At 55.7% G+C, this 2,949-nt stretch carries 3 protein-coding genes; all 3 read left to right on the top strand.

Annotation, left to right across the window (positions count from 1 at the left end):
* Positions 1 to 491 (top strand): tetratricopeptide repeat protein (locus AC2FNN_RS21300; RefSeq protein WP_496760479.1); only part of this gene is annotated, 491 nt, incomplete at its 5' end.
* Between the two features lie 122 nt (positions 492 to 613).
* Positions 614 to 1,225 carry a polysaccharide biosynthesis/export family protein gene (locus AC2FNN_RS21295; protein ID WP_224859205.1) on the top strand — a complete coding sequence of 204 codons (612 nt, stop codon included), beginning with the start codon at positions 614 to 616 and terminating at the stop codon, positions 1,223 to 1,225.
* Positions 1,226 to 1,381: 156 nt separating this feature from the next.
* A complete protein-coding gene (locus tag AC2FNN_RS21290) occupies positions 1,382 to 2,815 on the top strand; it encodes a hypothetical protein (RefSeq protein WP_496760477.1) in 1,434 nt (477 codons plus the stop codon).
* Positions 2,816 to 2,949 lie beyond the last annotated feature (134 nt).

Below are 2,949 nucleotides of genomic sequence, written 5' to 3'. Positions count from 1 at the left end.
CCGAAAACCCCGATCTGCTATTTGTGCAGGCAGCGTTTCACGAACAGGCCGGCGATATGGAGCAGGCCATTGCCGTTTACGAAAAGCTCTACCCCCTCAGTGGCCAGTCGATTTTGGTTGCCAACAACCTTGCCAGCCTGCTGACAACCCAGCGCAACGATGCCGAAAGCCTGCAACGTGCGCATGTCTTGGCGCAGCGTCTGCGGGGCACGCAAGAACCCGCCTTTCAAGATACCTATGGCTGGGTGGCGTATCAGGTCGGCAACTATGAAGAGGCTGTCCAGTACCTGGAATCTGCGGCACAGGTTTTCTCTGGGCATCCTCTGGTCCTGTACCATCTGGGCAAAACATACGCCGCTCTGGACCGGCACGAAGAAGCTTTGCGCAGTTTTCGTGCAGCGGAAGCGACCGGGGTAGCCTCGGCTGAGATTGCCTCATCCATAGAGGCCGAGATCGAACGGCTGGTCACGATGAGCAACGCAGGTCAGTAAGCGCACAGAGTGCACGCGCGCCGCCGCTGCATTTCTGCCGCATCTTGTATGTATCAGACTCCCTGCTGATTGTTTTGCAGCTTGTGGGAAGGCATAAGTAGGAAAAAGTGAGAGATTTGAATATGCGTACAGTCATCGGGTCATTAATCGCTCTTGCCCTTACCATGATCGCGGCCACCGCATCATGGGCGCAATCCTATCAAATCCAACCGGGTGATGCGCTGCAGGTTGAAGTTCTCGAAGATCCCACCCTGAATCGGACCATTCTGGTTCTGCCGGACGGGTCCATCAACTTTCCGCTTGCCGGCTCGATCCGTGCGGCCGGTCAGTCGACCAGCGGATTAAGCGCGTCGCTCTCATCGGCGTTGGCCTCGAATTTCAATACGCCGCCGACAGTCTTTATTTCAGTGGCGTCGCTGGCTCCGCCGCCGCTTCTGGGCGGACAGGCCGCATCCGGACCAACCATCGATGTGTTCATCATGGGTGAGGTCAATGTGCCCGGCAAGCATCTGGCAACCGAAGGCACAACAATTCTTCAGGTTTTGGCTCAGGCCGGTGGCCTGACCAATTTCGCGGCCCGCAAGCGCATCGAATTGCGCCGGGCTGACAGTAAAACAGGCGTGATGAGAAAATACACCTATAACTACAATGGCTCGGGCGGTGGCATCCAAGGCAATACAGTGCTTAGACCCGGAGACGTTGTTGTCGTACCAGCACGCCGCTTGTTCGAATAGGGGCTGATACAGGTGGGGAAATCCAGGAGCAGGCGTTCCACCATTCTGGGGGGCGGGATAGCCGTTATAAGTTCGTTTACACCGGCCGTCGGGCAGCAGGCTGCGACACCGCAAACGACAACGCAGCAAACACAAACCTCGACACAGCAAACATCCGTGCAGCAGACAACCGTCGCATCGACGGTTGTGCAGCAGACACCCAGCCAGCAACTGATCGCACAACGGGCACAGCGAAACCCGGCCCGAAGGGTCGGCCTGCCGACCGGTCAGCAGATTGGGACCGGGACCGGCCTGAGTGTGACCCTGGATTATCTCTCGTCGCTCAGACATGACAGCAATCTTCGCCTGACCGATCCTTCGCTTGGGTCCACGACCTGGTGGGAGAATACGCTGGCCCTGGGTATTCTGAAGCAGACCTCGGATTCGAGATTGGCTCTTGACCTTTCCGGGCTGTACCGGATCGCCAATGAGCCGATTATCGGGACGGATTCCAGTTTTGCGGACCCGTCTGCCCGCCTGTCGTATCAGCGATCGCGCCTGAACAGCCAGCTTGACCTGCTATTGGATTACCGCGAACAGGATCTGGCTTTTAACCGTTCACTGACCGACACCAATCTGGATGGCAGAATTGATGCCGCCGATGTGACCGGAACCATCGGGGATCAGGTCAACTCCTTGGGCAACCTGAATTGGCAAACCGGCCTGAATGATCCAATCGGGTTCCAATTCATCTACAGCTATAGCGAACGCACTTATACAAACACGATCGATCCGAACCTGTTCGACAACAAGTCAAGCAATTACACGGCGATCACGACATTGCGGGTGTCACCGGTTTTTCAGGCCAACTTGCGTCTCGGCTACACTGATTTCTCGGCAGAGGACAACGTACGAACCGATGAGCAAACGACGGTTGTGACAGTTGGCGGAACCTATGACATATCCCCTGTCACCACCGTCAGTGCGAATATCGGTTACAGTCAGGTGGATGACACGCAGCGCACAACCAATACCAACACCGTAACCGAGGATTTCGTCTGGGATTTCGCATGGAGCAAAACCCTGCCAGACGGCTCGGCGGATTTTCAGATTGACCAGACATTCGGGGTTAATGGGTCACGGATAAACGCAACGGCCGGCCGCAGTTTTCAGCGCGCCAACGGAGTATTCAGCTTCAACTTGGGCCTGACCAGAGGACCATTCGACGAAGTCACGCCGATCGGGCAGCTCGACTACAGCTATCAGCTGGCCAGTTCCCGGATCGGGGCAACGGTGCAACGCCGGGTCGGCACCAGTACGCAGAGCATAGAAACACGTGAAACACTGGTGTTTCTGACATATGACTATTTCATCAACCCGGTATCGGGGCTGTCTTTCAGTATCGATTACATCGATCAGGAAGACGAGGGAACCGGTCAACCCAACCCGCGCCAGCGCGGTACGTTCAGTGCGTCCTATACACGGGCGGTTACGAAAGACTGGGCTGTAAACGTGGGGTACCAGTATGAAATGGACGATCAGAACGGCTTTAAGGCAAATTCAAACTCGGTCTTTCTGACTTTGGGCCGGCGCTTTTCTCTCAAACCCTGACGTTCATTCACGCGGTTCATGATATCGACAATCAGGGCATCCCGCGGTCAATGTCCCGAAAACAGATCAAAATAGCGGGAACTTGAGCCGTCATAATTTCAGGCCACACCTTATTGTGCATGATGGACCGTGAT

The sequence above is a fragment of the Ruegeria sp. BHSA118 genome (assembly GCF_059613405.1).
This window is presented reverse-complemented; position numbering and strand designations above follow the sequence as displayed.

Coding starts and splice junctions, on each gene's coding strand:
- AC2FNN_RS21295 (WP_224859205.1), top strand. CDS start 614: ATGCGTACAGTCATCGGGTCATTAATCGCTCTTGCCCTTACCATGATC.